19 protein-coding genes are annotated in these 24407 nt (G+C 71.2%); 7 read left to right on the plus strand and 12 right to left on the minus strand.

What is annotated here, in order from left to right:
• Window positions 1-347 precede the first annotated feature (347 nt).
• The 3 genes from ACWKZU_RS12530 to ACWKZU_RS12540 all read left to right on the plus strand — a co-directional run bounded on the left by ACWKZU_RS12530 (window position 348) and on the right by ACWKZU_RS12540 (window position 5008).
• On the plus strand, window positions 348-2405 hold the full coding sequence (locus tag ACWKZU_RS12530) for a hydantoinase/oxoprolinase family protein (RefSeq protein WP_449282660.1): 2058 nt from the start codon (window positions 348-350) through the stop codon (window positions 2403-2405).
• Window positions 2406-2412: 7 nt separating this feature from the next.
• Complete coding sequence (locus ACWKZU_RS12535) at window positions 2413-4068, plus strand: hydantoinase B/oxoprolinase family protein (RefSeq protein WP_449282661.1); 1656 nt, start codon at window positions 2413-2415, stop codon at window positions 4066-4068.
• Window positions 4069-4276: 208 nt separating this feature from the next.
• Window positions 4277-5008: an SDR family NAD(P)-dependent oxidoreductase gene (locus ACWKZU_RS12540; RefSeq protein ID WP_449282662.1), complete on the plus strand. Its 732-nt coding sequence runs from the start codon at window positions 4277-4279 to the stop codon at window positions 5006-5008.
• A 106-nt stretch (window positions 5009-5114) separates the two neighbouring features.
• On the opposite strand, the gene ACWKZU_RS12545 is transcribed toward ACWKZU_RS12540, so the two are convergent.
• The 11 genes from ACWKZU_RS12545 to ACWKZU_RS12595 form a co-directional block, all read right to left on the minus strand.
• Window positions 5115-6188: a branched-chain amino acid ABC transporter permease gene (locus ACWKZU_RS12545; protein WP_449282663.1), complete on the minus strand. Its 1074-nt coding sequence runs from the start codon at window positions 6186-6188 to the stop codon at window positions 5115-5117.
• Complete coding sequence (locus ACWKZU_RS12550) at window positions 6185-7072, minus strand: branched-chain amino acid ABC transporter permease (protein ID WP_449282664.1); 888 nt, start codon at window positions 7070-7072, stop codon at window positions 6185-6187. Before ACWKZU_RS12550 ends, ACWKZU_RS12545 begins: the two co-directional genes overlap by 4 nt.
• Window positions 7069-7779 carry an ABC transporter ATP-binding protein gene (locus ACWKZU_RS12555; protein WP_449282665.1) on the minus strand — a complete coding sequence of 237 codons (711 nt, stop codon included), beginning with the start codon at window positions 7777-7779 and terminating at the stop codon, window positions 7069-7071. The genes ACWKZU_RS12550 and ACWKZU_RS12555 overlap by 4 nt, the downstream gene beginning before the upstream one ends.
• Complete coding sequence (locus ACWKZU_RS12560; protein ID WP_449282666.1) at window positions 7772-8587, minus strand: ABC transporter ATP-binding protein; 816 nt, start codon at window positions 8585-8587, stop codon at window positions 7772-7774. The genes ACWKZU_RS12555 and ACWKZU_RS12560 overlap by 8 nt, the downstream gene beginning before the upstream one ends.
• On the minus strand, window positions 8587-9912 hold the full coding sequence (locus ACWKZU_RS12565; protein ID WP_449282667.1) for an ABC transporter substrate-binding protein: 1326 nt from the start codon (window positions 9910-9912) through the stop codon (window positions 8587-8589). Before ACWKZU_RS12565 ends, ACWKZU_RS12560 begins: the two co-directional genes overlap by 1 nt.
• A 291-nt stretch (window positions 9913-10203) precedes the next feature.
• Window positions 10204-12018, minus strand: coding sequence for an ABC transporter substrate-binding protein (locus ACWKZU_RS12570; RefSeq protein WP_449282668.1), 1815 nt, complete (start codon window positions 12016-12018; stop codon window positions 10204-10206).
• Between the two features lie 8 nt (window positions 12019-12026).
• Complete coding sequence (locus tag ACWKZU_RS12575; RefSeq protein WP_449282669.1) at window positions 12027-12806, minus strand: SDR family NAD(P)-dependent oxidoreductase; 780 nt, start codon at window positions 12804-12806, stop codon at window positions 12027-12029.
• A gap of 92 nt (window positions 12807-12898) precedes the next feature.
• The gene (locus ACWKZU_RS12580) at window positions 12899-14062 is read right to left on the minus strand and encodes a sugar ABC transporter substrate-binding protein (RefSeq protein ID WP_449282670.1); all 1164 of its coding nucleotides are present in this window, start codon (window positions 14060-14062) and stop codon (window positions 12899-12901) included.
• Window positions 14063-14157: 95 nt separating this feature from the next.
• Entirely contained in the window at window positions 14158-15186 is a 1029-nt protein-coding gene (locus ACWKZU_RS12585) for an ABC transporter permease (protein WP_449282671.1), read from the minus strand.
• Window positions 15183-16724, minus strand: coding sequence for a sugar ABC transporter ATP-binding protein (locus ACWKZU_RS12590; protein WP_449282672.1), 1542 nt, complete (start codon window positions 16722-16724; stop codon window positions 15183-15185). Before ACWKZU_RS12590 ends, ACWKZU_RS12585 begins: the two co-directional genes overlap by 4 nt.
• A gap of 50 nt (window positions 16725-16774) precedes the next feature.
• Window positions 16775-17998, minus strand: a complete 1224-nt coding sequence (locus ACWKZU_RS12595; RefSeq protein WP_449282673.1) for a M24 family metallopeptidase — start codon at window positions 17996-17998, stop codon at window positions 16775-16777.
• 260 nt (window positions 17999-18258) lie between these two features.
• Between ACWKZU_RS12595 and ACWKZU_RS12600 the strand changes: the two genes are divergently transcribed.
• The gene (locus tag ACWKZU_RS12600; protein WP_449282674.1) at window positions 18259-18756 is read left to right on the plus strand and encodes an Lrp/AsnC family transcriptional regulator; all 498 of its coding nucleotides are present in this window, start codon (window positions 18259-18261) and stop codon (window positions 18754-18756) included.
• Between the two features lie 13 nt (window positions 18757-18769).
• Here the strand turns inward: ACWKZU_RS12600 and ACWKZU_RS12605 are convergent, their stop codons facing one another.
• Entirely contained in the window at window positions 18770-20755 is a 1986-nt protein-coding gene (locus ACWKZU_RS12605; RefSeq protein ID WP_449282675.1) for a M13 family metallopeptidase, read from the minus strand.
• 100 nt (window positions 20756-20855) lie between these two features.
• Between ACWKZU_RS12605 and ACWKZU_RS12610 the strand changes: the two genes are divergently transcribed.
• The 3 genes from ACWKZU_RS12610 (at window position 20856) to nucS (ending at window position 24301) form a co-directional block, all read left to right on the plus strand.
• Complete coding sequence (locus tag ACWKZU_RS12610) at window positions 20856-22211, plus strand: MATE family efflux transporter (protein ID WP_449282676.1); 1356 nt, start codon at window positions 20856-20858, stop codon at window positions 22209-22211.
• A 77-nt stretch (window positions 22212-22288) separates the two neighbouring features.
• Window positions 22289-23590: an MFS transporter gene (locus ACWKZU_RS12615; protein ID WP_449282677.1), complete on the plus strand. Its 1302-nt coding sequence runs from the start codon at window positions 22289-22291 to the stop codon at window positions 23588-23590.
• 18 nt (window positions 23591-23608) lie between these two features.
• Window positions 23609-24301 carry an endonuclease NucS gene (gene nucS / locus ACWKZU_RS12620; protein WP_449282678.1) on the plus strand — a complete coding sequence of 231 codons (693 nt, stop codon included), beginning with the start codon at window positions 23609-23611 and terminating at the stop codon, window positions 24299-24301.
• Window positions 24302-24407: the final 106 nt, after the last annotated feature.

Raw genomic sequence — 24407 nt, forward strand, 5'->3', positions numbered from 1 at the left:
TACCCCGCCCCCACGATCGCAACATCCGCCGTGACGTTCCCCGGCAACTCCGGACGCAGCCTCGGCCCCCCGACCCGCTGCCACCAATGAGACACATTGCCGTTAATCATCTTCGATTCCTCCGCCTCGCGGTCTGCTTCCGTGACGGCCCCGCCGAGTGGGCCACGCCAAAGGTACAAGGCGGGGCCGGGCCGTCCGTCCGCAAGATGACGTACACCGCACCGGGAGGCGCCCGGCGGACGGTGCCGGGGATCCGTTGGATGACGCATGACGCGGTCCCGCCCGCTCGGAACACTGGAGTGACCCGGCGGATCGGCCGGAGATTTCAACGACGAAAGGAGCCCATCGTGAGCGAACCACGGTGGACGATCAGCATCGATGCCGGAGGCACCTTCACCGATGCGATCGCTCGGCGCGCGGACGGCGAGATCCGCGAGGCCAAGGTCGCCTCGACCCCCGACGATCCCTCGCGGGGGCTCGCCAATGCCGTCACGGCGCTCGCCGAGCAGGGCGTGCCGCGCGAGGACGTGTCGCTCGTGTGCCACGGCACCACCGTCGCGACGAACGCGACGCTGACGGGCAACCTCGCCCGCGTGGCCCTCATCACGACGCGCGGCTTCCGCGACGTGCTCGGCTATCGCCAGTCGAATCGGCCCGACGTCTACAGCCTGACGCCCGCGCGGCCCGCGGAGCTGGTGCAGCGGGGCCTGCGCTTCGAGATCACCGAGCGCCTCGACTCGAGGGGCGAGGTGGTCACCCCGCTCGCCGAGGACGAGCTCTCGGAGCTCATCGAACGGATCCGGGAGGAGGAGCCCGAGGCGGTGGCCGTCTCCTTCCTCTTCAGCTACCTGAACGACGACCACGAGCGGGTCGTCGGCGAGGCCCTGCGCTCCGCGTTCCCCCGCACACCGGTCACCCTCTCGAGCGAGGTGGCCCGCGAGTTCCGCGAGTACCCTCGCACCGCCACCGCGGGCATCAACGCCGCGCTCCGGCCGCTCGTCGAGCGCTATCTCAACAAGGCGGGAGGCGCTCTCGCCGAGAGCGGCGTCGAGGCGCCGTTCCTCGTGATGCAGTCGAACGGCGGCTCGGTGCCGGCCGAGCGGGCGGGCGTCGAGGCCCACCGGCTCGTGCTCTCGGGCCCCGCCGGCGGCGCAGCCGGCCTCGTGGCCCTCGCCGAGACCCTGGACGAACCCCACCTCATCAGCCTGGACATGGGCGGCACCTCGACCGACGTGTGCCTGGTGCGCGACGGCCAGATGCCCTTCACCACGCTGCAGGAGGTGCAGGACCACACCCTCCTCGCCCCGTCCGTCGACATCCACACGATCGGGGCCGGCGGCGGCAGCATCGCCTGGATCGACTCGACGGACCGCCTGCGCGTGGGCCCCGAGTCGGCGAAGGCCGTGCCCGGTCCCGCCTGCTACGGCCGCGGCGGCGTCGAACCGACGATCACCGACGCCCACGCCGTGCTCGGCACCCTCGGCACCGGCGAGCTGGCGGGCGGGCTCGTGCTCGACCGCGACCGGGCCAGGGAGGCGGTACGCCGCATCGCCGGGCCGCTCGGCTTCAGCATCGAGGAGGGCGCCGAGGCGATCCTCGCCATCGGGCTCGCCCACATGGTGCGCGCGCTGCGCAAGGTGAGCGTGGAGCGCGGCCTCGACCCCCGCGAGTTCTCGCTCGTGCCGTTCGGCGGGGCCGGCCCGCTCCACACGGGGCTGCTGCTGCGCCACATGGACCTGGGCAAGGCGATCCTGCCGCTGCGCCCCGGCCTCTTCTCCGCCGACGGCCTGCTCGTCGCGGGGCTCCGCAGCGACCGCTCCCAGACGGTGCTCACGACCGCCTCCGCCGCGGCCTACCCGGCTCTCGTCGAGTGGTTCGAGCGCACCAGCCGCGAGTCGCGCGCCCAGCTCGAGCACGACGGCGTGCCCGCGGACCGGATCCGCGAGGAGGCATCGGTCGACTGCCGCTACCGCGGCCAGGGCTTCGAGCTCAGCATCCCGATCGCCGACTGGAGCGACGAGAGCCTGCGGGCGATCCCGGATCTCTTCCACGACGCGCACCGCGAGCGCTACGGCCACTCGAACCTCGAGGAGCCCGTCGAGATCGTCACCATCCGCCTCGCCTCCACCGGCGACATCGAGCGCATCGGCGAGCACGTCGCCGAGGTGGCCGCGGCCGAACTGCCCGAGCACGCCGTGGTGGCCCGGCGCGACGTGCGCCTCCCCGGCGTCGGCGAGATCGAGGTGCCGGTCATCGAGCGCTCGCGCATCCCCGCGGGCGCCCGCTTCGAGGGGCCGGCCGTGATCCAGCAGATGGACGCCACGACCGTGATCCTGCCCGAGCAGAGCATCGAAGCGCTCAGCACCCTCGACCTCATCGTCACCGACCACTCGCGAAAGGCCTGATCCGATCATGAACACCGCACCCGGAGCAGACGCGCTCCAGATCGACGCCGTCACCTTCGAGGTGGCCTCGGCGGCACTGCTGTCGGCCGCGGAGGAGATGGGCTCGGTGCTGAAGCGCTCGAGCTATAGTCCGATCATCCGCGACATGGACGACTTCTCGTGCGCGATCTTCACCGCCTCGGGAGACCTCGTCGCCCAGGCCGACTACATCCCCGCCCAGCTCGGCGCGATGTCGCTGGTCGTGAAGTCCGTGCTCTCGCGCTGGGAGGGGCGCATCACCGAGGGCGACGCCTTCATCTGCAACCATCCCTACCAGGGCGCCATGCACCTGCCCGACGTGAACATCGTGACCCCGATCTTCCTCGACGGCGAGCTCGCCGCCTGGGCGGGCACGGCCGCGCACCACATCGACGTGGGCGGCGTGAACCCCGGCTCCGAGGGGCCCGAGCTCACCGAGCTCTACGGCGAGGGGGTCGTGATGCCCCCGATCCGGCTCTCCATCGCGGGACGGGAGAACGAGGATCTCGTCGCTCTGCTCACCGAGAACTTCCGCGACCCCCTCTCCACCCTGAGCGACCTCCGCGCCCAGCGCGCCGCCTGCAAGCTCGGCGACGAACGCGTGCAGGAGCTCGCCCGCCTCTACGGCACGGAGCGGCTGCTCGCCGTCATGGACCGCATGCTCGACGTCGTGGAGCAGGCCGTGGCCCACGCGCTCGCCGCACTGCCGGACGGCACGGGCGAGGCCGAGGGATCCCTCGACGACGACGGCCGCGACGGTCCGCCGACGCGCGTGCACGCGCGGATCACCAAGCGCGGCGACCGCCTCGAGATCGACCTCTCCGGTTCCGATCCGCAGACCGCGGGCGCCATGAACGTGCCGTGGGCGAGCGCCCGCGCGGGCCTCGTCTACGCGGTGCGCTGCGTCGTCGCGCCCGGCATCGGCTCGAACGACGGGCTGCTGCGCCGCCTCGACGTCATCGCGCCGGAGGGCACCGTCGTCAATCCGAGGCCGCCCGCGGCGGTGTCGATCCGCCACAACACCTGCCAGCGGCTCGCCGACACCCTGATCCGCGCCCTGCAGGCCATCTGGCCCGACCGCGCCGTCGCGTCGAGCACCGTCAGCTTCGCCTGCTTCAACGCGGGATCGACGAGCCCGCTGACGGGCCTCCCCTCGGTGATGGCCGACGTCATCGGCGGCGGAACCGGCGCCACGCCCGAGTCCGACGGCCTCGACGGCGTCGACACCTACATGTCGAACGTGGGTGTGATGCCGACCGAGGTCGTGGAGACCAACTACAACATCCGCATCCGCAAGACCGAGTTCCTGCCGGGCTCGCAGGGCCGCGGCAGGCACAACGGCGGGCTGGGCCTGCGCCGGGAGTACGAGATCCTCGAGCACCCGCAGCACGTCACCTTCTACGCCGAACAGACCGATGCGCGCTACGCGCCCGAGGGTGCGGGCGGCGGATCCGGCGCCTCCCCCACCGTCATCACGGTGATCGGCCCGGACGGCCGGGTGCTCGAGACGCCGCGCAAGACCTCGCGCATCCTCGAGCCCGGCACGATCGTGCGCTTCGAGACCGCGGGCGGCGGCGGGTACGGCGATCCGGCCGAGCGCCCCGAGGATCTCGCCGAGTGGGACGAGGCGGAGGGCCGCCTGTAACGAAGGGCACCGATGAGGAGCGCGCAGAGGGCCCCGCGGCCGACCGACGCCGCGGGGCCCTCTGCGCGTCCGCGCGTCCCGCCGGCGCGCACGCAGCGCATCCGATCGCATCCGGCGCACGCGGCCCGCGCATCCGCCGAATAACGGAGGCGGAGACGCGCCGCGCCGTGGTCTGATGGACGGGCACCGGACCTGGAAGGACACATCGATGGATCTGAACCGCACGCTCCCCCGCCGCGTCGTCGTCACCGGAGCCTCCTCCGGAATCGGCCGGGCGGTCGCCGAGGGGGTGCTCGCCTCCGGCGGACGCGTGCTCGCGATCGACCTGCGATCGGCGGGCGACTGGTCCGCCGCGGGGCTGGTGCAGCGCGAGGCCGACGTCGCCGACGCAGCGCGCATCGCCGAGGTGTTCGCCGACGCCGCCGAGCTGCTGGGCGGCGCGCCCGACGCGGTGGTGCACTGCGCGGGCGTCTACCGCTGGAAGCCGCTGGTCGAAATGACGGTCGAGGACTGGGACCTCTCGATGCGGATCAACGGGCGCGGCGCGTTCCTCGTGTCGCAGGCCGCGGCGCGCACGATGGGCCGCGGGGCGATCGTCCTCCTGAGCTCGGTGGCCTACGGACGGGGCGACGAGACCGAGCCGGGCGCCGTCTACGCGGCGAGCAAGGGGGCGGTCGTGAGCCTGACGCGCCAGCTCGCGACCGAGCTCGGCGGCCGCGGGATCCGCGTGAACGCCGTGGCGCCCGGCATGATCGACACGCCGATGCTGACGCTCGGAGACACCCCGGGCGCGATCGCGGCGCTCACCGCGCACCTGCCGGCGAGGCGCATCGGCACGGTCGGGGACGTCGCGGCCGCCTGTCTGTTCCTCGCGAGCACCGCCGCCGACTACATCACGGGCGTCACCCTGCCGGTGGACGGCGGGTACCTCGCCAGCTGAGTGGCCCGGGATTCTCATGGATCCTGCGACTGCGCGCAGGATGACGGGGTGGCGCGCTTCTCCGGTCATCCCGCGACTTCGCGCGGGATGACCGGAGCAGGCGCCTTCAGTCCTCGTAGTCCTCGTCGGTCCAGTCCTGATCCTCGTTCACCCAGAACTGGAACCGCGCCCACAGCGCGCTGAAGAACGGCACGAGACCGCGCGGCATCGCGAGGATCACGATGAGCAGCACGATGCCGAGCGCGATGAACCGCACCTCGGGCACGTCCTGCAGCTGCATCTGCACGAAGGAGATGAGCAGCGTGCCGACGATCGGGCCCGTGATCGTGCCGAGGCCGCCGACCACCATCATCGTGACGATGAGGGTCATCGGCCCGAGCCCCATGAGCGTGGGCGAGGCGATCTCGAACACGTTCGCGTACACCGCGCCCGCCACGCCCGCGAGGAAGCCGGAGATCGCGAAGACGAGCATCTGGTAGGTGCGCTGGCCGATGCCGCGCGCCGACGCCAGCGCCGGGTTGTCGCGCATCGCGATCATGCCGTTCCCGAGCGGGGAGCGGATCAGCGCGAACAGGATCAGCGTGGTCAGCACCGCGGCGCCGAGGCCGATCCAGTAGTTGATGCTCAGCGCCTGCGGCCCCGAGAACCCGAAGCCCGCGAAGCCCGACATGCCGTAGCTGCCGCCCGTCACGCCCGACTGGTCGGCGACGATGAGCAGGCGCACCACCTCTGCGAAGCCGAAGGTGAGCAGCGAGACGTAGATGCCGCGCAGGCGCAGCACCGGGATCGACAGGAGCAGCGCGATCGTGCCCGACACGACGCCGGCGAGCGGGATCGCGATCCACGGCGGCACCGGCAGGTAGGTGGCGAGGAGGGCGGCCGAGTACGCGCCGAGCGCGTAGAAGGCCAGCTGCCCGAAGTTCCACACGCCGCCGTAGCCGAGCACCAGGTTCCAGCTCTGCGCGAGCGTGATGGTGATCATGGCGAGCGCCGCGGTGCTGAGCCAGCTGCGGTCGGGGGCGATGAACGGGAACACGATCGCGATGAGGAGCACCGCTCCGGCGAGCGCCGGGCGGGGGCGCGGCCAGCCCATCCGCTTGGCGTCCCACCTCCGCGCGTCTCCGAGCGGCGCGGCGGCCTCCTCCCCGACGGGTGCGTCGAGCGTCTGATTCGAACTCATAGCCTTGCCTCCTGCGGCTTGCCCGCGATGCCGTACGGCCGTGCGATGAGCACGACCACGATCAGCGCGTAGAGAACGGGCATCGCGTACGTCGAGCTCCAGAAGATGGAGACCGCCGCCTGCACGAAGCCGATGATGTATGCGGCGATGATGGTGCCGCGCGTGCTGCCGAGGCCCGCGAAGATGGCGACGATCAGCGCCTGGAGCATGGGCAGCTCGCCCATACTGGGCGACACGAAGTAGACCGGCGCGAGCAGCACGCCCGCGAGGCCGGCGAGCCCCGCGGCGAGCCCCATCGTGAGCACGTACGCCCGCCGGGCCGGGATGCCCATGAGCCGCGCCGCGTCGAGGTTCTGCGCGACCGCGACGATGGCGAGGCCGTACCGCGACCGGGTGAGGAACAGCCCCAGGGCCGAGAGCGCGAGGATCGCGATCGCGGCCGTGAGGATCTGCTGCCACGTGATGGAGACGCCGTCGGTCAGCTGGATGCGGCCCGGCACGAGCGCCGGGAAGTCCTTCTGGCGCGGGCCGTACATGAGCTGCACGAGGTTCTGGATGATCGACGCGACGGCGAACGTCGAGATGAAGGCGGTCATCTCGAAGTCGACGCCGGCGCGCCCGATGAGCCGGCTGATGCCGACGCTGTAGCTCAGCATGCCGAGCAGCGCGGCGACGATCATCGCGAGGATCATCGCGACCCAGGGCGACATGCCCATGCGGGCGACGAAGGTCCAGGCGGCGACGCCGCCCACCATCACCATGACGCCCTGCGCCATGTTCAGCACGCGCAGGGTGCCGTAGACGAGGTTCATGCCGATCGTGATGAGGGCCAGCATCGAGCCCTGCACCACCGTGCTGACGAGGGTCTGGAGCACGAGATTCATTCGGACACCCCCAGGTAGGTCTCGCGGAGCGCCTGCTCGTCGAGCAGCTCCGTGCCCGCGGCCGAGCGGACGATGTCGCCGTTCTCGATCAGGTGGATGCGGTCGGCGAGCGTCTGGGCCCGCGTCACGTTCTCCTCGACGAGGAGCACGGTCATACCCGAGTCCACGATGCGCCGGATGCGGTGGTAGACCTCGTCGACGATCACGGGGGCGAGGCCGAGGCTCGGCTCGTCGATCATGATGAGCTTCCCGTCGCCCATGAGCCCGCGGCCGATGGCGAGCATGCGCCGCTCGCCGCCCGAGAGGGTGCGGGCGCGCTGGGTGCGGCGCTCGAGCAGCCGCGGGAAGATGTCGTAGACCTCCTCCATCTTCGACTTCGCCTGCTTCGACGCGCGCTTCGTGAACGCGCCGAGGATCAGGTTCTCCTCCACCGTCATGTCGGGGAACACGAGGTCGCCCTGGGGCATGTGGATCAGGCCGCGCTCGACGAGCCGCTCGGCCTTCTCGCGGGTGATGTCGGACCCGTCGAAGCCGATGCGGCCCGATCTCACGCGGATCAGCCCGCTGATCGCGCGCAGCAGCGTCGTCTTGCCGTGTCCGTTCGGGCCGACCAGCACCGAGCACTCGCCCCGGTTGACCTCGAGCGAGATGCCCTGCACGATGGTGGTCGAGCCGTAGCCCGCCACCACATCGGTGAGCTCAAGCATTGCGCTCCTCCTCTCGCGCCACTTTGATGGCGGCCGTCGAGGCCGCCTCCTCCGCCGAGGACCCGAGGTAGACGCGCACGACCTCGGGGTCGGTCATCACCTCGTGCGGATCCCCCTGGCGCAGGGTCTTGCCCTGGTCCATGATGAGCACGCGGTCGGCGAGCGCCATCAGCGCCCGCATCACGTGCTCGATGAGCACGATGGTGATGCCCCGGTCGCGGTTGATGCGGCCCAGCAGTTCGAGCAGCGCGTCGATCTCCTCGTCGTTGAGCCCGCCGAAGGGCTCGTCGAGGAACAGCGCCCGGGGCGAGCTCGCGAGGGCCGAGGCGATCATGAGCCGCTTCTTGTCGTAGACCGGGAGATCGCCTGAGCGCTCGTCCGCGCGATCGGCGAGTCCGACGAACTCGAGGGCCCACGCCGAGCGGTCCCACACCTCGGGGTCGCGGCTGAGGCTCTTCCACCAGGGCTTTCCCGAGCCGAAGTGCCCGCCCACGACGACGTTGCCCATGACCGTCTCGCTGTCGAACACGGAGGGCTTCTGGAAGGTGCGGGTGATCCCGCGGTGGCAGATCTCGTGCACGGAGGACTTGACGATCGAGGCCCCGTCGAACAGGATCTCGCCGCTGGTCGCGCGCACCATGCCGGTGACGACGTCGAACAGGGTGGTCTTCCCGGCGCCGTTCGGCCCGGCGATGCCGAAGATCTCCCCCTCGCGCACGCTGAAGCTGACGTCGTTCACCGCGATGAGGCCGCCGTAGCGCTTCGTCGCTCCCCGCACCTCGAGGAGCGCGGTGCCCGGGCCGCTCATCACAGCCAGCCCGGCAGCACGAACTCGCCGTTGATGTACGGCTCGGGCGAGATCAGGATCTGCTGCTGGTCCTGGATCTGATAGGTCAGGTGCGGCATGCCGAGACTCGGATCGTTCACCGCGTCGGGGTACGGGATCGCGGTCAGATCGTCGTCGCTGAAGCGGTAGGTGCCGACCACTCCCCGGAAGACGAGGTCCTTGACGGCGGCCGAGACCTTGTCGGAGTCGTACGCGTCGCCCGCCCGCGAGGCGGCCATGGCCCAGAGCCGCAGGATGTCGTACTGCGCGCCCGACTGGCTGAGGCCGGGCTCGGTGCCGTAGGCCTCGACGTAGCGCTCGCGGAAGCGGTCGCCCATCTCGTCGGGCAGCGTGCCGATGGTGGTCGACCAGATCACGCCGTTCGCCGCGTCGCCCGCGAGCTCGAGGTACTCCGGCACGCTCGGTCCGTACTGCTGGTAGAGGAGCGAGGGCGTGGGCGCGGTGGCGAACTGCTTCGCGAAGCTCGCGAGATCGCCCGCGAGGTAGTCGGTGACGAAGATGAGGCCGGGCGGGTCGTTGCGGATCTTCGAGAGCTGCGGGCCCCAGTCGGCGTAGGGGACGGACACCTCCTCGTACATCGTGATCGTCCAGCCGAGCTCCTTCAGCCCGTCCATCATCACGTTGGCGATGGAGATCGAGTACGCGTCGTTGCTGGAGATGACCGCCGCGGTGTTCGACGAGGGCGTCCAGAGGCCGGCCTCGATCCACCCCTGCATGAGCTGGAGGAAGCCGCTCGCGTACCAGGGCTCGGTGGGGCAGCACTGGAAGATGTTCGTGATGCCGTTCTGCGCCACGTAGTCGGAGTTCTCCTGGAACGTGTTCGTGTGGAAGAGCGGCACCCCGCCCTGCGCGTAGGTGTCGAACTCGACGGAGGTCGAGGTCGTGTAACCGCCGCCCGCCGCGGCGACCCGCTCGCGCGAGACGAGGCGCTCGGCCGCCTGGATGAAGTTCTCGGGGGCCAGGTCGCTGACGTCGCCGATGACGAGCTCGACCTCCTGGCCCAGCACGCCGCCCAGCGCGTTGATGTCCTCGATCGCGAGGCGCGCGCCGCGCTCCATCTCCTGGCCGTCGCCCGAGTAGGGGCCGGTCACGGGAGCCACGAGGCCGAACTTGATGGTGCCGCCGCCCCCCGCGGCCGCGGAGGAGCCGACGCGCGGTGCGCCGAAGTACCCGCCGGCCGCGCCGGCGGCCAGGCCCGCGAGACCGGTGATGCCCGCGGTGCGCACCAGGTCGCGGCGTGTGATCCGCTTCCTCTTGGCTCCGCCCGGAGCCTGGTTCTCACTCAACATTCCACTCCTTTGTGACGATGATCACTCGTTGCTGGGGGGAGGCCCATGCCACGTCAGATTCATACCGTAGGACACACCAGCGGGTGCCGGCATGGGTCATTTGACGGATCCGGCGGCGCGGCGCGGACCGGTTGCGGCCGTGCGTCTCCGCCGACGCCGCGCGGCGTCAGGCGCGGCGGAACAGCAGGGTCTTCTTGCAGTCGCTGCTTCTCGTCATGCTGCGCGAGCGAAGCGAATCGCAGTATCGCGCAGGATGACGGACGTCGAAACAGCCGGCGCAGAGCCGGGTCAGGCGATCCAGCCGGGCCGCTGGAAGTCGGAGACCCGCCCGAAGGGCTCCGGGCTGATGAGCACGTGCTCGCCGTTCTGGATCTGGTAGATGAGGTGCGCCTGGCTGAGCGCGGCGTCGGCGGTGGTGTCGGGGTACAGCTTCGGGCTCTGGCCGCTCTCCCCGAAGTAGTAGACGCCGTTCACACCGCGGTACGGCCAGCGGCGCAGGTGCTTGACGACCTCCGACACATCGCCCGCGTCGACCGACGACCACGCGGCCGCGAGCATGCGCACCTGGTCGTAGAGCGCTCCGCCGATCGACCAGCCGGGATCCTCGCCGTGCTTCGCGCGGTACTGCTCGCGGAAGCGCCCGCCGAATTCGTCGTCGTAGGTGCCGGTGGTGGTCGACCACATCACGCCGTCGGCCGCCGGCCCGAGGTCGCGGATGAAGGCGGGATTGGACGGCGCGTAGATGCCGTAGACGAGCGCGTTCCGCGGCCGGCGGAGGAACGCGCGCTGGAAGGCCGCGAACTCCCGCTCGAGGTAGTTGGCGAAGAGGATCGCGGCGGGGTCCTCATCGGCCACCCGGGCCACGACGCGGTCCCAGTCGGTGCCCCCCGCCGGCACGAGGACGGGTTCGACGACCCGCCAGCCCCGCTCCGCGGCGAACTCCCTGAACGCGGGGGTGGCGAGATGCATGCTCGCCGACGGGAGTTCGAGCGGCACGATCGTGCGGCTCGGCGGCGTCCAGGAGCCCGCGCGCTCGAGCTCGTCGAGCACCCTCAGCATTCCGGGCGCGTAGTGGGTCTCCGACGCGCAGGTCTGGAAGACCATGCCGTACTTCCAGGGCTCCTTCTCGGTCTTCTGCACGTCGGCCTCGAACGTCGCGGTGTGGAGGAAGGGCTTGCCGTACTCGGCGATGCGATCGATCGCCTCTGGGTGCTCGGCGCTCACGTAGCTCGTGACGATGGCGTCGACGTCCGCGGCGAAGAGGCGGTCGAGGCCGGCGCTCACGCTCGCCCAGTCGAAGAGGTCGACCTCCACCCGCACCGCTTCGAGGCAGCGGCCCCTGAGGCCGCCGTACTGGTTGATCTCGTCGACCGCGAGCAGTGCGCCGCCGAGCACCTGCGCGCCGTCGGATGAGGAGGCGTCCGGCACCACGATCCCCAGGCGGATCGGCATGCGCGAGGAGTCATCCGCCCGGATCGGCTGGTGCGCGTGGCCCAGGCGCCGCTGGTAGGCGAGCTCCAGCTCGGCGACGCCGATGCCGCCCGGCTCGGGAGTCCCGCCGGGGAGCGGGATCCGCAGCAGCCCGAGGTCGACCGCGATCGCGGCGAGGCCGCCGCGCGAGCTCTGCCCGAGCTTCTCGAGCAGCCGCTCGAGCTGGGTCGACACGGTGCGCGCCGAGGTGCCGAGCCGCTCGGCGACCCCGCCGTTCGTGAAGCCCAGTGCCACGAGGGTCAGCACGTCGAGCTCGCGGACGGTGAGCCCGCGCGGCATCTCGCTGGGCCGGATCCGCACGAACACCCGCTCGGTCCCGGGCGGGCGCACGCCCGGGGCGTTCTCCAGGGTGAGCTGCACGTCGAGCCACTGGTTCTCCTCGCGCCAGACGAACCTGAGGGCCGGCCGGCGGATGAGGAGGAACGCCTTCGCGTAGCCCCAGATCCCGGGAGGCACCTGCCGCGGCAGCGCGGCGACCGGCGTGTCCGCGGCGATCGTCCGCTCAACCACCCCCTGCAGCACGCCGACCTCCCGATTCGCGGCCACCCCGCCGTCGTGGATCCGCCCGGCGAGGACATCGGTGGCGCCGGGCGGCTGGGGAGATAGTAGCAAGTCCGGGCTCAGCCGAACTGCACACCCCCGTTCACCGCGATCCGCTGGCCGGTGACGTAGCGGGCATCCCCTCCCACGAGCCACGCCACGGCGTCCGCGATGTCGGCGGGCTCGCCGTGGCGCGCGAGGGGCACCTGCGCGCGCAGCTCCGCGTAGCGCTGCTCGGCGGTGATCCCGCGCTGCCCGGCCTGGAATTCGACCTCCTCGGCGTGCATCGGCGTGAGGATGAAGCCGGGGGCGACCGTGTTGCAGGTCACCCCCGCACCGCCGAGCTCGAGCGCCATGACCCGCGTCAGCGTGTGGATCGCGCCCTTGCTCGCGCAGTAAGGCGCGCCGCCCGCGACCGGCTCGTCGCCGAACAGCGAGCCGATGTTCACGACGGCTCCGGCGGGCGACTCGCGCAGCGCGGGGATCACGAGCTGCGCGAGCGCGACCACCGCCACGACGTTGATCTCCAGCGTGCGGCGCAGCCCGTCGAGGTCGAGCGTCTCGACCTCCGCGGCCTCGCCGCCGCTGGCAGCGTTGTTCACGAGCGCGTCGATCCGCCCGAAGGCCGCTCGGGTGGCATCGACGAGCGTTCGCCGCACCTCAGCGTCGGCGAGGTCGCCGACGACGGCCACCGCCTCGCCGCTCGCGACCTCGGCCTCGAATATCTCCCGGAGCCGGGGCGAGAAGTCGCACAGGCCCACCCGGTAGCCGTCGGAGAGCAGGCGAGCGGCGATCGCGAGCCCGATCCCCGATGCGGCCCCGGTGACGATTGCGACTCTGCGGTGGTCTGCTGCTGGCATGTCATCCTCGGACTTCGGCGGTGGTGTGCCCCACCACTCTGCCGCGTGCGGAACCCGCCGCTCATGGGGTGTTTGACGTATTCTCGGGCGGCTCAGCGCCCCCACGCCTCCCGGTACACCGACTCGTAGTCGATCTTCGAGACGAACGGGCCAGACTCCGGGGTGTTGCGCTCGGCGTCGTAGATCTCGATCCCGATGCCGCTGTTGGCCGTCGGCGCGCCCTGGAAGAGGCGGTTGAGGTTGTCGATGCCCGACCACCCCTCCCACTCGTTGTCGAGGCCGACCCCCGCGACGACGAGCCCGCTGCGCAGGTAGTCCATCGCCGCCTCCGAGCCCTCGCCACCGGTGAGCAGGTAGTCCTGCCCGCTCTTCGAGGCCTGCTGCACCGCGTCGGCGACGCCGCTCAGCAGGATCGCGTCGTAGGCGACGCCCACCGAGTTCACGTCGGGCCGCTTCAGCAGCTGCTGCTGCAGGTCCTGGCTCACGCCCTCGCCGTAGAGCTTGTCGAAGGAGTACTCGAGCACCTCGGCGGTGCAGTCGGGGCAGCGCTCCATCATGCGGTCGAAACCGGCGATCACGTGCTCCGTGCCGATCGCCGCGTTGTCGGCGACGAACAGCGTGTCCGCGTAGCCCCGGGTCTGGTCGATGAGGTACGCGGCCGAGCCCGCGCCGAAGTCCTCGATCCAGGTCAGCAGATCACCCTCGACGTACTCGACGCTGTAGCTGAACAGCGACGGCGCGGCGGGATCGGCGACGTCGCAGTCGACGCCCTCCGCCTGCACGACGGGGATCCCCGCCGCCTTCGCCTCCTCGAGCGGCTGCTGCATGTAGCTGCAGTCGATGAAGTAGATGAAGATGCCGTCGATCCCGGAGGCGATGGCCTGGCGGATGCCGTCGCCGGCGGCCGAGAGGTTGCCCTTGGTGTCGTAGACGGTGGACTTCCAGCCGATCGCCTCGGCCGCCTCCTCCGCACCCTGGATGCCCCGCGCGCAGGAGCTCGTCGACTGGCCGCAGGAGATGAGCATGACCTCCTTGTCGGCCGCGGGCTCGGGGCTGTCGGAGGTGTCGGGCTCGACGCTCGTGCCCTCGAGCCACCGCTGCAGGTCGTCCGCGACAGCCGCGACGCCGGCCCCCTCGGGCCTGTTCTCGTCGACGACGCCGCCGCCGGCGTCGGCGCACCCCGCGAGGAGGAGGGCGCCCGCGGCGAGGGCCGCCGCCGAGAGCCCGGAACGGCGCTGTTTCGATGTGGTGTTCATGGGACTGGACCTTTCGTGGGGATCGGGCGTTGGGATCGTGCGAAGGGGGTGATCCTGCGGGGGCGCGGGGCGCGTGCGAGCACGCCGGTCGCGGGTCAGGAGCGCTTGCGGCGCCTGAGCAGCGCGGAGAGGGAGACGCCGGCGATGAGGGCGATCCCGTTGGCGAAGTCGTTGACGTACGAGTCCACGCCGAGCAGGTTGAGTCCGCTGTTGAGCACGGCGAGGAAGACGATGGCGACGAATGCGCCCCAGACGTTGAAGCGGCCGGGCTTGATGGCCGCGACGCTCAGGAAGGCCGCTGCGATCGCCGGGAGCATGAACTCCGGCCCGACGCGGGGGTTGCCGGCGCCCGTGATCCCGAGCAGCAGCACCCCGGCGACCCCGGAGTACAGCGCCGAGAGCAGGAACGCCGTGAGCGTGTACCGCCTGGTGGGGAGCCCCACGAGGTGCGCGGCCGAGGCGTTCGAGCCGATCGCGTGCAGGTACCGGCCGAAGGGGGTGTTCTTCAGCACGAACGCGGTGATGCAGGTGATCGCGAGCGCGATCACGAACGAGATCGGGATCCCGGCCACGATGGGGTCGGAGACCGCGAGCAGCGACTCGGGGATGCCGGTCACGATGCTCTTGCCCGAGGTGTACCAGGTGGCGACGCCCGCGAGCAGCGTGGTCATGGCGAGGGTCACGATCACGGAGTCGACCCCGACGACGGTGACGAGGATCCCGTTGATCGCGCCGACGACGAGGGCGGCCGCGAGGGCGATGAGGATCGCGGCCGCGAGCGGCAGGCCCGCGTTCAGCGCGCCGGCGGCGAGGAGCGACGACACCCCGCACACCGCCCCGACCGAGAAGTCGTACTGCCTCGTGATGAGCGGGATCAGCACGCCCATGGTGATGATCACGAGCACCGACTGGCTGAGCAGCACCACCCGCAGATTGGGCAGCGACGGGAAGGCGCGGGCGGTCTCGGGGAGGATCGACCACACGATCGCGAGGGCGACGGTGACCAGTACGAGCCCGCCCGACTCGAAGAGGGTGCGCAGCCACGGGGTGCGCTGCGACAGCGGGATCACCCCGGTGGGCGCGAGAGTCGGCTGCTCGGTGGTCTCGGGACTCTGGGTGCTCATGCTCCCACCTCCATGCTGTGGAGCTTGTGATTGATCGTTTCCGGCGATGCGCCGGCGCTGACGATGGATCCCGCGAGCGCGCCGTCGCGCATGATCAGGATCCGCTGGGAAAGGAACACGAGCTCCTCGAGATCGGAGCTGACGACGAGGATCGCGGTGCCGCGCGCCGCGGCGGCGCGCACGATCTCCCAGATCTCCGAGCGCGCGCCCACGTCGACGCCCTGGGACGGCTCGTCGAGCAGCAGCAGCCCGGGCGGCTGGTCGAGCAGCCACCGGGCCACCGAGACCTTCTGGGCGTTGCCGCCCGACAGGTGGGCGATCAGCGTGTTCTCGGACTCGGTCTTGATCCCGAACTCGCGGATCGCGTCGCGGCTCGCCCGCCGCTCGGCGGCGCGATCCACGAGGCCCGCCCGTGTGAAGTTGCGCATGTGCCCGATCGAGAGGTTCTCGGCGATCGACAGGTCGAGGAACACCGCGTCCTTCGGACGGTCCTCGGGCACGAACGCGACGCCGCGACGCATCGCCTCGCCGGGGCCGCTCGGCAGGTAGGGCCTCCCCCGCAGCGCGATCTCGCCGCGCTCCGGGCGCTGCGCCCCGAAGAGCATCCGCAGCAGCGTGCTGCGCCCGGACCCCGCGAGACCGGCGACGCCCACGATCTCGCCCGGGCGCACGTCGAACGATGCCCGCTTCAGGGACCCGCCTCCGAGATCCCGCACCTCGAGCGCGGGCGGTTCCGTGTCGGGCACCGCGGCCTCGGAGACGGTGAGCTCCACGGCCTTGCCCGCGATCAGCTCGATGAGCCCGTCCCGGTCGAGCTGCTCCACCGGGTACCGGCCGACCATGCCGCCGTCGCGCAGCACGCTCACCCGGTCGGCGATCCGGAGGATCTCGTCGAGGCGGTGCGAGATGAACATCACCGCCTGCCCACCGGCGGCGAAGCGCTGCAGCGCGTCGAGCAGGAAGTCGACCTCCTGCGGCGGCAGGCTCGCGGTGGGCTCGTCGAGCACGAGCACCCCGTCTCCCGCGCCGGTCCGATCCTGCAGCGCCCGGGCGATCTCCACCATGGTCTGCGCGGCGGGGCGGAGGTCTCCGAGCGGCGTGTCGGGACTGCAGCCGATCCCGTACTCCTCGATGAGGCGCTGGGCGCGTCTGCGCGCCGCGCCCCAGCGGATCCGCCCGCTCGCGCCGGTCTCGAAGCCGCGGCCGATCGACAGGTTCTCCGTCACCGTGAGCTGCTCGAAGGTCGTGCGGTGCTGGTGCACCATGTACAGGCCGCACGATCGCGATTCGGCCGGTGAGAACGACGTGAGGTCGTAGTCCCGCCCGCCGATCCGGAGGCGGCCCTCGTCCGGGTGCACCACGCCGGCGAGCGATTTCACGAGCGTGGACTTGCCCGATCCGTTGCCGCCGACGAGCGCCATCACCTCGCCCCGGCGCACCTCGAGGTCGACGCCGCGCAGCGCGCGGGTCGCTCCGTACGACTTGCGCAGCCCCCGCACCTCCAGCGCGAGGGGAGGGCCGGCGGGTGGGTTCGTCATGATGTCTCCTTCGACTCCGACGGATGCGGCGGGCGGGCTCCCGGCCGGGGCTACCGGATCACCAGCTCGCGGCCCAGGCCCGGGGTCAGCAGCTCGCAGCCGGTCTCGGTGACCACGACGCTCTCGCTGAACCCGGTGCCGTACTGGCCGGGCACGAACACGCACTGGGGCAGGTGGAAGGCCATCCCGGGCCGCAGCTCGATGTCGACGCCGGGGGCGATGTACACCGGCGCCTCGCACCAGGTGGGCTGCATGCCCATGCCGATGCCGTAGCCGTACGCGCCGTGGAACCACATCTCGTCGGCCACGGGATCGTATCCGTGCTTCACCGCCTCGGCGATGTCGTGTCCGGTGCGGCCGGGGCGGATGTTCTCGATGAGCAGCTCGAGCGTGTGGATCGCGGCGTCCGCGAGGCGCTGCAGGCCGGGGCTCGGGGCACCGATCACCCCGCTGCGCATGCTCGGCGCGTTGTAGCGGTGGTAGGTGCCGGTGAACTCGAGGTACATCGAGTCGCCCTGCCGCAGCGTCGTCCGCTTGAACGGCATGTGCGGGCCGATCTTGGCCCGCTCGCCCACCATGACCATGCCGTCGATCGAGGTCAGCTCGGAGCCGTTCGCGAACAGCGCCCCGGAGCCGGCGGCGACCATGTCCTGGTCGCTCCTCCCCTCTGCGGCGGCGTTCAGCGCCGCCTCCAGGCCGAGCCAGGTGATGCTCCCCGCCTGCTTCATGTACTCGATCTCCTGCGCCGACTTGATCATGCGGTGCTGCATGATGAGCTGCGTCGCGTCCTCGAAGCGCGACTCGGGGATCACGCGCTGCAGGGTGAGGAAGCTCGCGGCGTCGTAGGCGCCGGGGCCGAAGGTGTCGGGGTAGGCCATCTCGACGCCGATGGTCCTCCCCGCCTCGCCGGCATCGCGCAGCACACCCGCGAGCTGCTCGGCGGTGGAGCGGTTGTCGTACCAGTCGTACACGCGCACGTCGCTCACCACCGAGTTGGCGAGCGCGCAGGGCGCCTCGAGCTCGGCGGTGTGCACGGCGAGCGATCCATCGGAGAAGACGATCCCGACGCCGTAGCAGGAGGGCATCGTGGTGTCGTAGCCGGTGAGCCACGCCCAGTTCGCCGTGTTCGAGACCAGCAGCACGTCGATGCCGGCCTCCGCCATGCTGCCCCGCACGCGGGCGAGGCGCGAGGCGTACTCGGCGTCGGAGAAGATGCGGTAGTCCGGGATGTCGACGGCCTTGAGCATGTCGACGTAGGGGCGCGGATTGATCATGATTCGGTCACTTCCTCGTGGGTCATCGGGTGCGCGTCTCCGGTTCGGGTTCTGCGCCGGCGGAGTAGTACCACCGTGGACCGCTTCTGCCGGGCGAGCATCTGTCAAATGACGTACTCACCGCTTCAATTTCATCACTTTGTGCAGATTTTGGGAAGTTCTTGATAAGTTTGATTATTAACGGCAGGCCCTACCGGATCGATGATCAGCGCATCCGAGGCCTGCGCACGACGGCCGGATACCGGCGGAGGGAGCCCCGGATGGACGCACTCGACTGGCAGATCGTCGCCGCGCTGCAGGAGGACGGCAGACGCGGCTACCGGGAGCTCGCCCGCGACTTCGACGTCTCCCCGGGCACCATCCGGCTGCGGGCCAGGCAGCTGCTCGACGAGGGGTACCTCAAGGTGATCGCCATCCCGACGACCAAGCTGCTCGAGGGCCTCTACCAGGCGACGATCGGGCTGCGGCTCGCGCCCGGGAACGCGCGCGAGGTCTCCGACATCCTCTCCGCGCGACCGGAGGTCGGGTGGGTGGGCATGACGAGCTCGGGCCAGTACGACCTGCTCTTCGACGTGGTCCTCGCCGACAGCGCGGACCTCGGCCCCTACCGCGAGGAGTTCCTCGCGCAGCTGCCCGGGTGCGAGGACATCGAGGTGTTCAACATCTGGGAGATCTCGAAGTTCGGCTACGACATCGCCCGCGCGCACGCCAACCTGCAGCAGCAGGTGCGGGATCGCGACGACGCGTCGCGGGAGTGAGCGCGAGCGGGGGCTACCAGATGCTGACGCGCTCCGCCGGGTCGAGCCACAGCCCGTCGCCGGGCCGGGTTCCGTAGGCCTCGTGGAACGGTGCGAGGTTGCGCACGATCTGATTGCAGCGGAACTCGTTGGGCGAGTGCGGGTCGATCGTCAGCAGGCGCACCGTCTCCTCGGGGCGGGACTTCTGCTGCCAGGCCTGAGCCCACGCCAGGAAGAAGCGCTCCGCGCCCGTCAGACCGTCGACCACCGGAGGGGCCTCGCCGCCCAGCGAGCGCAGGTACGCCTTCCACGCGATCTCGAGCCCCGAGAGGTCGCCGATGTTCTCGCCGATCGTCAGCTCCCCGTTGACCGTATGGCCGTCGGCCCCCTCGGGCGAGAGCGCGTTGTACTGCCCGATGAGCGCGCCGGTCAGCGCCTCGAACGCCTCGCGATCCGCCTCGGTCCACCAGTCGGTGAGCTTGCCGTCGCCGTCGTAGCGGGATCCCTGGTCGTCGAAACCGTGCCCGATCTCGTGTCCGATCACCGCACCGATGGCGCCGAAGTTCGTGGCGGCGTCCCACGACGCGTCGAAGAAGGGCGGCTGCAGGATCGCGGCGGGGAACACGATCTCGTTGAATCCGGGGTTGTAGTAGGCGTTGACCGTCTGGGGGGTCATGAACCACTCGTCCCGGTCGATGGGCCGGCCCACCTTGTTCAGCTCGCGATGGAACTCGAAGTCGGCCACGCGGCGCGAGTTGCCGACGAGGTCCCCCGAGTCGACGGCCAGCGCCGAGTAGTCGCGCCACTTCACCGGGTAGCCGATCTTCGGCGTGAAGCGATCGAGCTTCTCGAGGGCGCGGGCGCGCGTCTCGGGGCTCATCCACGCGAGCTGCTGGATCGACTCGCGGTAGGCCTCGATGAGGTGCCCCACCAGCTCGTCCATGGCCGACTTCGCGGTCTCGTCGAAGTGGCGCTCCACGTAGAGCCGGCCCACGGCCTCGCCCATCGCCCCCTCCACGAAGGAGACGCCGCGGCGCCAGCGGTCCCGCTGCTCGGGCGCGCCCGTGAGCGCGGTGCCGTAGAAGTCGAAGTTGGCGCGCGAGATCTCCTGCGAGAGCAGCGCCGCCGAGGAGCGCACGATCGCCCACACGAGCCAGGCGCGCCAGGCCTCCAGCTCCTCGTCGACCAGCAGCTCGGCGAGCCCGGCGAGCGCCTCGGGCTGCGCGGCGACGACCTCGGCGAAGGCCGCCTCGGGGGCGCCCATCGCGGCGAGGTAGGCGGGCCAGTCGAGCTGCGGCATGATCTCGCGCAGCCCCTCGAAGGTGCGCAGGTTGTACAGCTTCTGGATGTCGCGACTCGCGACCTTGTCCCAGTGCGATGCGGCGATGCGGCGCTCGAGCTCGTAGGCGAGCCCCGCGAGCCGCTCGGCGTCGGCCACGCCCGCGAGGCCCAGCATGCGCGCGATGTGGGCCCGGTACTGCTCGCGGATCGACGCGAACTGCTCCTCGCGGTAGTAGGACTCGTCGGGCAGCCCGATGCCGCCCTGCATCACGAACACGATGTAGCGCGCGGGATCTCCCGGATCGTTGTCGACGAACATGCCGGTGAAACCGCCGAGGCCCTGCCGCTCGAGCTCGCCCACGAGCGCTACGAGCTCGGGCACCGATGCGACGGCGAGCGCGCGCTCGATGTCACCGGCGATGGGCGCGGCGCCGAGCTCGTCGACGCGCTCCACGTCCATGAAGCTCGCGTAGAGCGCGGCCACCTTGTCGGCCTCGGCGTCGGCGCCGCCCTCGATCAGCCCCTCCGCGGGCGCCGCGGTGCCCGTGATGATGTCGCGCACCGCCTCCTCGGCGTTCTCGGCCAGCACCGCGAACGACCCGTAGCGCGCCTTGTCGGAGGGGATCTCGGTGCGCTCGATCCACCTGCCGTTGACGTGCCGGAAGAGGTCGTCCTGCGGACGGACCGCGGGATCGAGTTCGGCGAGGTCGATACCTGAGACGGGCGCGGCATTGCTCATGCGCACCAGCCTAGCGGCGGCGGGCGCCGGGAAGGCTGCGAGCGGGGCGCTTCCCCTCGCCGAGCCGCCGACGTCCGCGGTTCGCACTACCGTGGAGCACATGCCCCCAGCACCCGTCCGGGCCCACGACCCCGCAGCGCGCAAGCGCGTCGATCGCAGCATCGCGAACCTCGCGTTCCCGGCGCTCGGCGCGCTCATCGCCGAGCCGCTGTTCCTCGTGGTCGACTCCGCACTCGTGGGGCACCTCGGCGCGGCGCCGCTGGCGGGCCTCGCCGTGGCCGCCGCGATCCTGCAGACCGCCGTCGGCCTCATGATATTCCTCGCCTACTCCACCACGCCGCTCGTCGCGCGCCGCCGCGGAGCCGGCGACCTGCGCGGCGCCGTGCAGGTGGGAGTCGACGGGCTGTGGCTGGCGCTCGGGATCGGGATCGCCGTCGGCGCGCTGCTGTGGGCGGCGAGCGGGCCGCTGGTCGCCGCATTCGGGGCCGCGCCGGAGACCTCCGAGCAGGCGCTCGTCTATCTCACGGTGTCGTGCCTCGGGATCCCGGCGATGCTCGTGGTGTTCGCCGCGAGCGGCCTGCTGCGCGGCCTGCAGGACACGCGCACCCCGCTCGCCGTGGCCGCGATCGGCTTCACCGCGAACGCCCTGCTGAACTGGTGGTTCATCTACGGGCTCGGGTTCGGGATCGCGGGCAGCGCGTGGGGCACGGTGCTGGCCCAGTGGGGCATGGTGGCCGTCTATCTCGTCGTGGTGGTGCGGCACGCGCGGCGGGCCGGGTCCGGGCTCCTCCCCCAGCGGGACGGGCTCGCGCACGCGGGTCGCAGCGGCGGGTGGCTCTTCATCCGCACGATCGGGCTGCGGGCAGCGCTGCTCGCGACCGTGTTCGCGGCCACGAGTCACGGCACCGCGGCCACCGCCGGCTACCAGGTCGTCTTCACCGTCTTCTCGACCGCTGCCTTCGCGCTCGACGCGCTCGCGATCGCCGCCCAGGCCCTCGTGGGCGACGCGCTCGGGCGGCGCGACGAGCAGCGGGCCAGGCTCATCGTGCGGCGCACCGTCTTCTGGGGCGTGGCCTGCGGGATCGGCTTCGGGATTCTCCTCGCCGCGACGAGCCCCGTGATCGGGCGCGTCTTCACGAGCGATGCGCAGGTCCTCGCGATCCTGCCGCCGGCCGTGCTGGTGCTCGGGATCTCGCTGCCGCTCGGCGGCCTCGTCTTCGTGCTCGACGGCGCACTCATGGGCGCCGGCGACGCCCGCTACCTGGCCTGGACGAGCATCGTGAACCTGGCGGTCTACCTGCCGGCGCTCTGGGCGCTCACGGCGCTGGTGCCGCGCGGCACGGCGGCCCTCATCGCGCTCACCGCGGGTTTCACGATCGTGTTCATGCTCGCGCGGGCGGTGACGCTCGGGATCCGCGCCCTCCAGTTCGACCGCTCGCCCAGCCGCTTCATGTGAGCCCGGGCGGCACGGCCCGCTTCAGCGCTACGCTGGATCGTCGGCCTTCTCACGACCCCGACCGCAGCAGGAGCACCGTGACCGATCACCACGCCTCGGATGTCCGGGCGATCACCCGCTGGGTGAGCGCGCTCGTCATCATCTTCGGCATGCTCGGTCTCGGCTTCGGCAGCTGGCTCTCGCGGCTTCCGGCGGTGCGCGACCACCTCGGGGCGACGACGCTGCAGATGAGCATCTACGGCTTCTGCCTGGCCATGGGATCGGTGACGGGCCTGCTGCTCGCCGGGCGGGTCATCTCCCGGCTCGGTCCGCGGCGCACGCTGCAGCTCGGGATCGCCGCGCAGGCCCTCTTCATGCCGGCCGCGGTGCTCGTGCTGTGGCTCGGGCAGCTGCCGCTCGGCCTGGCGCTGCTCTTCGGCTACGGCTTCGCCTTCAGCAACTCCGATGTCGCCATGAACATCAGCGGCGCATCGGCCGAGCGCGCGCTGGGACGGCCCCGGCTGCCGCTGCTGCACGCGGGCTTCAGCCTCGGCAGTGTGAGCGCCATGGGCCTCGGCGCCGCCGCCGAGGCCCTCCGGATCCCGGTCCCCGCGCACCTCATCGGCGTCTTCCTGCTGATCATCGGCATCTCGCTGGCGGTGCTGCGATGGATCCCCGCGGGCGACCGCGTCGCGACCGCCCGATCCGCCGCCCCGACCGTCCCGGCCGCCAAGACCGGCCCCATCTCCATCGTCCCGGCCGACGACGCGCGCGCGGGCGGCGCCGCACGGCAGCCGGTGCGCGCCCGCAACCCGTGGACCGACCCCCGCATCCTGCTCGTCGGATTCATCGCGATGAGCATGGCCCTCGCCGAGGGCACTGCCGCCGACTGGCTGCCGCTCGCACTCGTCGACGGCCGCGGTCTCTCCAACGAGCTCGGCGCACTGATCCTCGGCGTCTTCTTCGTCTCGATGACCGTCACCCGCGTCGCCGGCTCCCCGATCCTGCATCGCTTCGGGCGGGTCGCCGTGCTGCGCGGGGGTGCGATCCTCTGCGCGGTCGGCGTCGTCACGGTGATCCTCGTGCCCCACACCTGGGCCATCGTGGTCGGCACGATCTGCTGGGGCGTCGGCTGCGCGCTCGGCTTCCCCGTCGGCATCTCGGCGGCGGCCGACAACCCCGAGACGGCGGTGCGCGACGTCGCCGCGGTCTCGGCCATCGCCTACACGGCGATGCTGCTCGGCCCCATGGCGTTCGGCTTCCTCGGCGAGCACATCGGCCTGCTGTCGGCGTTCTGGGTGCTCGCGGCCATCGCGCTGCTCGGCGGACTGGTGGCGAGCGCCGCGCGCGAGCGGAGGCCGGGCGAGGCGGGCGGTTCGCGCGGGACGCGCGGAGCGTGAGCGGGTAAACTACCGCGAGTGCGAATCGTTGTTGCAGACTGCTCCGTGGACTATGCGGGCCGCCTCTCCGCCCACCTGCCGCGGGCGAAGCGCGTGCTCATGCTCAAGAACGACGGCTCGATCCTCGTGCACTCCGACGGCGGCTCGTACAAGCCGCTCAACTGGATGAGCCCGCCCTGCACGCTCGCCGCGCTCGACCTCGACGAGGATCAGACCTCGGCGGGAATCGTCGAGGCCTGGCAGGTCACCCACAAGAAGACCGCCGACAAGCTCGTGGTGTCGGTGTTCGAGATCTTCCACGACTCCTCGCACGATCTGGGCGTCGATCCCGGCCTCATCAAGGACGGCGTCGAGGCGCACCTGCAGGAGCTGCTCGCCGATCAGATCGAGCTCGCGGGCCCCGGCCACACGCTCGTGCGCCGCGAGTACATGACGGCGATCGGCCCAGTCGACATCCTCGCCCGAGACGCCTCGGGCGCCTCGGTGGCGATCGAGATCAAGCGCCGCGGGGGCATCGACGGCGTCGAACAGCTCACCCGCTACCTCGAGCTCATGAACCGCGACCCGAAGCTCGCCCCGGTCACCGGCATCTTCGCGGCGCAGGAGATCAAGCCGCAGGCGCGCACGCTCGCCGAGGATCGCGGGATCCGCTGCCTCGTGCTCGACTACGACGCGATGCGCGGCATGGAGGATCAGAACACGCTGTTCTGACCGCCCCGACGAGGCCTCGGCGGGAACGGGTCGTTCGAGCAACCCGACGCGTCCCGTGACCGAGCCGAAACCGCGCTGAAACGACACCCGTCTATGTTCGATATCG

This window comes from Leucobacter sp. (assembly GCF_053528595.1).

Excerpts from the sequence above, each read along its gene's own strand:
- ACWKZU_RS12535 (WP_449282661.1), top strand. The coding sequence starts at position 2,413 with ATGAACACCGCACCCGGAGCAGACGCGCTCCAGATCGACGCCGTCACC.
- ACWKZU_RS12540 (WP_449282662.1), top strand. The coding sequence starts at position 4,277 with ATGGATCTGAACCGCACGCTCCCCCGCCGCGTCGTCGTCACCGGAGCC.
- ACWKZU_RS12545 (WP_449282663.1), bottom strand. The coding sequence starts at position 6,188 with ATGAGTTCGAATCAGACGCTCGACGCACCCGTCGGGGAGGAGGCCGCC.
- ACWKZU_RS12550 (WP_449282664.1), bottom strand. The coding sequence starts at position 7,072 with ATGAATCTCGTGCTCCAGACCCTCGTCAGCACGGTGGTGCAGGGCTCG.
- ACWKZU_RS12555 (WP_449282665.1), bottom strand. The coding sequence starts at position 7,779 with ATGCTTGAGCTCACCGATGTGGTGGCGGGCTACGGCTCGACCACCATC.
- ACWKZU_RS12560 (WP_449282666.1), bottom strand. The coding sequence starts at position 8,587 with ATGAGCGGCCCGGGCACCGCGCTCCTCGAGGTGCGGGGAGCGACGAAG.
- ACWKZU_RS12575 (WP_449282669.1), bottom strand. The coding sequence starts at position 12,806 with ATGCCAGCAGCAGACCACCGCAGAGTCGCAATCGTCACCGGGGCCGCA.
- ACWKZU_RS12580 (WP_449282670.1), bottom strand. The coding sequence starts at position 14,062 with ATGAACACCACATCGAAACAGCGCCGTTCCGGGCTCTCGGCGGCGGCC.
- ACWKZU_RS12585 (WP_449282671.1), bottom strand. The coding sequence starts at position 15,186 with ATGAGCACCCAGAGTCCCGAGACCACCGAGCAGCCGACTCTCGCGCCC.
- ACWKZU_RS12590 (WP_449282672.1), bottom strand. The coding sequence starts at position 16,724 with ATGACGAACCCACCCGCCGGCCCTCCCCTCGCGCTGGAGGTGCGGGGG.
- ACWKZU_RS12595 (WP_449282673.1), bottom strand. The coding sequence starts at position 17,998 with ATGATCAATCCGCGCCCCTACGTCGACATGCTCAAGGCCGTCGACATC.
- ACWKZU_RS12600 (WP_449282674.1), top strand. The coding sequence starts at position 18,259 with ATGGACGCACTCGACTGGCAGATCGTCGCCGCGCTGCAGGAGGACGGC.
- ACWKZU_RS12605 (WP_449282675.1), bottom strand. The coding sequence starts at position 20,755 with ATGAGCAATGCCGCGCCCGTCTCAGGTATCGACCTCGCCGAACTCGAT.
- ACWKZU_RS12610 (WP_449282676.1), top strand. The coding sequence starts at position 20,856 with ATGCCCCCAGCACCCGTCCGGGCCCACGACCCCGCAGCGCGCAAGCGC.